The sequence below is a fragment of the Syntrophorhabdus sp. genome (assembly GCA_012719415.1).
In the GTDB taxonomy this organism is placed as follows: Bacteria; Desulfobacterota; Syntrophorhabdia; order Syntrophorhabdales; family Syntrophorhabdaceae; genus Delta-02.
In genome coordinates this window covers 1-5,656 of sequence record JAAYAK010000090.1, presented here as the reverse complement: position 1 = coordinate 5,656, position 5,656 = coordinate 1, and the positions used below count along the sequence as shown (strand labels likewise).

The following is a 5,656-nucleotide window of genomic DNA, read 5'->3' as shown; positions in this document are numbered from 1 at the left end:
TCATGGTGTACGTCGCCTCCTGGGCCTCGAGCGTCGAGCGGGCAAGCTTGAGGTTCTCCCTGTCGGCGGCAAGGGTCAGATAGGCGTTTGCTACCTCGGCAACAAGGGCGATCTGGACGCTCCTTCGCGCGTGTTCCGTGGCGAAGTACTGTTCCAGCGCGCTGTCCCTGAGACTGCGGATGCGTCCGAAGAAGTCTATCTCCCAGGAGCTGATCCCCACGTTGGCATTGTATATCCGGACGTTCGCCGCCTCGCCCTTGTCGGAGATGTCGGCGGGGGTCCGGTACTCGTTGAGGCTTCCCGCCGCGTTGGGCAGGGGGAAGAGCACGGCGCTCTGGACCTGGTACGCGGCGCGCACCTTCTCAATGTTCAGTGCCGCTATCCTCAGGTCCCTGTTCCTGTCAAGGGCGACTTCGATGACCTTTTGGAGCTTCTCGTCGGTGTAGAATTCGCGCCAGTCGATATCGGCGGCGGGGACGCCGGCCTTGTCGGCGGCGGTTTCCTTGTAAGCCGGCCCTGTGGGCCACGAGGCAGGCACCGGCGCCTCGGGGCGCTTGTACGTCGGGGCCATTGTGCATGCCGTGAGGATCGCCGTCAGGACAGCCAGAAGGATCGTTTTGCGTATCATGTCACTGTCCCTCCGAAGGGGAGATGGGTTGAGGGTCATTATCGCCCGGTAAAGCCGCCTTCTTGTCCTTCTTGAAGAACTGGGACACGACGACGAAGAGAAGGGGTATGTAGAAAAGGTCGATGAACGTCGCCGACAGCATTCCTCCCGCGACGGCCGTTCCGATCGCCTTCATGGCACCGGCCCCCGCTCCCGTCGAAAGCGCCAGGGGCAGGACGCCGAAGAAGAAGGCGAGAGACGTCATGATAACGGGCCTCAGCCTCGTTCTCACCGCTCCCAGTGTGGCCTCGATGAGACCCTCACCGTGTGCCAGCCTCTCACGCGCGAACTGGATGATGAGGATGGCGTTCTTCGTCGTGAGGCCGAGGGTCGTGAGGAACCCGATCTGGAAGTAGACATCATTGTGCAGGCCGCGCGACCACGTGAAGAGGGTGGCACCGAAGATGCCGAGCGGTAGCATGAGCATGTTGGCGATGGGTATGGGCCAGCTTTCGTAGAGGGCGGCGACGCACAGGAAGATGACGACGACGGAAAAGGCGTAGAGCAGGGGAGCCTGGGAACTCGACATCCTTTCCTGGTAGGAAAGCCCCGTCCACTCGTATCCGATCCCGTTGGGGAGCTTTGCAACGGCCTCCTCCATTGCCTGCATCGCCTCGCCTGAGCTCACCCCCGGGGCTGGTTCTCCCCAGATATTCACGGAGGGGAAGCCATTGTAGCGCTCGAGCATGGGGGAACCCGACGCCCAGCGGCCCGTCGCGAATGCGGAGAAGGGGACCATCTTCCCCTTGTCGTTGCGTACGTACAACTTGTCTATATCCTTCGGCAGCATGCGATACGAAGCGTCAGCCTGAACGAAGACGCGCTTTACCCTGCCTCCCTGGATGAAGTTGTTGATGTAGGAACTGCCGAACGCCGTCGATATCGTATTGTGGATGGAGCTGATGGGCACACCGAGGGCCCCGGCCTTTTGCCAGTCCACATCGACGTGGTATTCGGGGATATCCTCCATGCCGTTGGGCCTCACCTTCACGACGCGCTTGTCCTTCGCCATTATCCCGAGAAGCTGGTTACGCGCTTCCATCAGCTTCTGGTGGCCGAGACCCCCCCTGTCGAGGAGCATGAAGTCGAAACCGCTGGCCATGCCGAGCTCGACTACGGGAGGCGGTGGAAAGGCAAAAACAAGGGCGCCGCGCACGGACGAGAATTCCCTGGTGGCGCGCTGGGCGACGGCATTGACCTTGAGGTGCGCGCTGCCTCGCTCGTTCCAGTCCCTCAGCTTGACAAAGACCATGCCGTTCGTTTGGGACCGTCCGGAGAAGCCTATGCCCGAGATGGTCATCGTCGATTCAACGGCCTCCTTCTCCTTGTCCTGGAAGTAACGTTCCAGCTTGGTGACGATCTCCTTTGTCTGCTCCAGCGTCGATCCCGTGGGCATTATCACCTGGGCCAGCATGATCCCCTGGTCCTCCTCGGGGATATAGGACGTCGGCATGTGCCACAGGATAAGCCCCGCTATGCCGGCGATGACGAAATAGGCGACAAAATAACGCTTTCTTCTCGAGAAGGAGCGCCCAACTATCCCCACGTACCTGTCCCTCAATCTGAAGAAACGCCGGTCGAACCAGGCAAAGAATGGTCTCAGGATACGCCACGCGTTCTCGGCCGGCTCATGGCCCTTCGGCACGGGTTTCAGGAAGGTGGCGCAAAGGACGGGTGTCAGTATGAGGGCGACGACGACAGAGAGAAGCATGGACGCGATGATGGTCACCGAGAACTGGCGGTAGATGACACCCGTGGAACCTCCGAAGAAGGCCATGGGGCCGAAGACCGCGGAAAGAACGAGCCCGATCCCGATAAGGGCGCTCGTTATCTGCGTCATGGACTTCGCGGTGGCTTCCTTGGGGGGTAGTCCCTCCTCGCTCATGATGCGCTCCACATTCTCGACGACAACGATGGCGTCATCGACGAGGAGCCCGATGGAGAGGACCATGGCGAACATCGTGAGCATGTTGATGGAAAACCCGAAGAATTCGAGCACAGCGAAGGTGCCGAGGATGACGACAGGCACCGCGATGGTCGGGATGATGGTGGCCCGGATACTGCCCATGAAGAGCCACATGACGAGGAAGACGAGGAGGATCGCCTCGAGGAGGGTCTCCACGACCTCACCGATGGCCACCTTCACGAAAGGAGTGGTATCGTAAGGATAGACCACCTTCATTCCCCGGGGAAAGAACCGGCTCATCTCCGTGAGTTTCGCCTTTATCGCGTCCGCCGTATCGAGGGCGTTGGCACCCGAGGCCATGCGTATCCCAATGCCCGCGGACGGACTGCCGTTGTAGAACGCCTCTATGTCGTACGCATCGGTGCCCAGTTCCACGCGGCCTATGTCCCTGACCCGGACCGTGGAGCCGTCGGGGTTGACGCGGATGGGGATGGAGCCGAACTCCTCAGGCGTCTTCAACATGCTCTGAACGACAATGGATGTGTTGAGGCGCTGGCCCTTGACCGCCGGTGCCCCGCCGAACTGACCTGCCGAGACCTCCACGTTATACGTTTTCAGCGCCGCGGTCACATCCGTCATGGAAAGGCTGAAATCCGTGAGGCGGTCGGGATTGAGCCAGATGCGCATGGCGTACTGGGACCCGAAGTTCTCCACTTCGCCGACTCCGGGGATGCGCGCGAGGACCTTTTCGAGGTTCGATTGCGCGTAGTCCCTCAGGTCATCACCGTCCATGCTGCCATCCTCCGATATGAGGTTGACGATCATGAGCCAGTTCCTCGTGGCTTTGCCGACGGTGACACCCTGGCGCTGAACCGCCTCTGGCAGGCTCGTCATGGCCAGCTGGAGCTTGTTCTGCACCTTTGACCAGGCGAGGTCGGCGTCTGTACCCGGCGCGAAGGTGAGGGTAATGCGGGAACCGCCCGCCGAATCACTCGTGGAGGAAAGGTAGAGCATGTTGTCGAGGCCCGTCAGCTTTTGCTCGATGATCTGGGTGACGCTGTTCTCCACGGTCTCCGCCGAGGCCCCCGGGTAGCTGCTCGCTATGTAGATCGAGGGAGGGGCGATGGGCGGATACTGGGATATGGGCAGATTGTAGATCGCGAGGGCGCCGACGAGCATGATCACGATGGCTATGACCCAGGCGAAGACAGGGCGGTCGAGGAAGAATCTTGATAACATGAGATCCTCCCTATTTCGCCTTTGGAGCTGGCGGCGCCGATTTCTCGTCGCCCGTGGCCGGCGGCGCCTTCTCGTCCTTGCCGGCGGTCTTGAAGGGGACCGCCTTTACGGGGACACCGGGGCGGACCTTCTGGAGTCCCTCCACGATCATGCGGTCGCCGCTCTTGAGTCCCGATGAAACGAGCCACCTGTCGCCGATGGCGCGCTCGGTGGTGATCATACGCATCTCGACCGTGTTCTTGGCGTCCACGAGAAGAACGTAGGCATTCCCCTTGGGATCGCGGGAGACACCCTGCTGGGGCGCGAGAATGGCCTCCTCCGCCACACCCTCCTGGACGAGGGCGCGCGCGTACATGCCGGGCAGGAGGGTGCCCTTGGGATTCGGGAAGACCATGCGCAGGATGAAGGAGCCCGTGCTGGGGTCGACGGTGACGTCAGAGAACTTGAGGATCCCCTCGTTGGGGTAGGGCGTGCCGTCTTCGAGGACAAGTTTGACCTTTGTCTGACCGGGACCTTTGGAACTCACCTTGCCGGAGGCCACAGCGCGCTGCAGCCCGAGGAGGTTCGCGCTCGACTGTGTCGCGTCCACGTACACGGGATCGAGCTGCTGGATGGTCGTGAACGCTGCCGGCTGGTTGGCCGTGGCAAGGGCGCCGACGGTGACGCTGGACTTTCCGATCCGTCCCGAGATGGGGGCGGCGACACGGGTATAGCCGAGGTTGATCCGTGCCGTCTCGACGGCCGCCTTCCAGTACTTCACGTCCGCCTCGGCCTGGAGGTGGGCGCCGGTGACGTCGTCGAATTCCTGCTGGCTCACCGCCTTGATGGCGACGAGTTCCTTGTATCTCTGTGCCTTCGCGCGGATGGGCGGCAGGTTGGCCTCGGCCCGGGCGAGCGAGGCGCTCGCGTTGTCGAAGGCTGCCTGGTAGGGCGCGGGATCGATCTCGTAGAGGGCCTGTCCCGCCTTGACATCGCCGCCCTCCGTGAAGAGGCGTTTCTTAATGATGCCCGTCACCTGGGGACGCACCTCGGCGATGAGGAAGGCCGAGATCCTTCCCGGCAATTCAGTGACGATGGGCACCTTTTCAGGCGCGAGGGTGACCACCGCGACCTCCGGAGCACCCGGTCCATCCCCCTTCTTGTTGCCACATCCCGCCGCCGTCATGGTCATGACCACGAGAATGGCAACGACGACTATGAGCCATCTCCTGCTAATACCGCGCATTGAGCACTCCTTTGAAAGTGAGAATCCCGTCATCTCTTTTCCTGTCATGGTTTCCGGCCCCGCTTTCCGTCCGGGACCTGTTCGTCGGCCAGTTTTAGCAACTCATCGACGATCTTCTTCCGTTGCTCCTCGGTGAAAGGTGATATGGACAGCATCTCCTGCAGCCAGAGACCGTCGGCGGCAAGGGCAATGATGGCCGCCTTCTCGAACGGCATGCCTCCCAGCGCCAATCGCGCGTAGGTCTCGGAGACAACCTTGCGCACGGGCTCGTTGAGACGGGGATCGTGGGCCACGGCCGCAGAAAGCGATGCCCCCAGGTTGTCTCGGTCCCGCTCCCGGTACAGGATGGACAGGATAAATCCCTTGAGTTCCCTGGATGGACCCTCGGGGATCTCGCCGAGTATCTTCTTCAGTATCTTCTGATGCATGTCTATCTGGCGCTTGACCATCGCCACAAGGAGGGATACCTTGTTCGGAAAATGATGAAGGAGACCGCCCTTGCTGACACCGGCCTTGGCCGCTACGGCATCGAGCGTCATATGGGACGCCCCGGCCTCCAGAACGACAGTCTCTGCGGCATCTATAATGGTATCATACGAACTCGCCCGCGGACTCACAC

The 5,656-nt window shown here is 61.4% G+C and carries 4 protein-coding genes; all 4 read right to left on the bottom strand.

The window, feature by feature from the left end; all coding sequences use genetic code 11:
* Positions 1 to 628, bottom strand: a 628-nt coding sequence (locus GXX82_05560) for a TolC family protein (protein NLT22494.1), incomplete at its 3' end; no start/stop codon positions are given.
* Between the two features lies 1 nt (position 629).
* Positions 630 to 3,812 carry an efflux RND transporter permease subunit gene (locus GXX82_05555; GenBank protein ID NLT22493.1) on the bottom strand — a complete coding sequence of 1,061 codons (3,183 nt, stop codon included), beginning with the start codon at positions 3,810 to 3,812 and terminating at the stop codon, positions 630 to 632.
* A gap of 10 nt (positions 3,813 to 3,822) precedes the next feature.
* On the bottom strand, positions 3,823 to 5,037 hold the full coding sequence (locus GXX82_05550; GenBank protein ID NLT22492.1) for an efflux RND transporter periplasmic adaptor subunit: 1,215 nt from the start codon (positions 5,035 to 5,037) through the stop codon (positions 3,823 to 3,825).
* A gap of 44 nt (positions 5,038 to 5,081) precedes the next feature.
* Positions 5,082 to 5,656: TetR/AcrR family transcriptional regulator (locus tag GXX82_05545; protein NLT22491.1), on the bottom strand; the 575-nt coding region annotated here is incomplete at its 5' end.

What these genes read in the sequence shown, in the direction of transcription:
- GXX82_05555 (NLT22493.1), bottom strand. Translation starts at nt 3,812, where the DNA reads ATGTTATCAAGATTCTTCCTCGACCGCCCTGTCTTCGCCTGGGTCATA.
- GXX82_05550 (NLT22492.1), bottom strand. Translation starts at nt 5,037, where the DNA reads ATGCGCGGTATTAGCAGGAGATGGCTCATAGTCGTCGTTGCCATTCTC.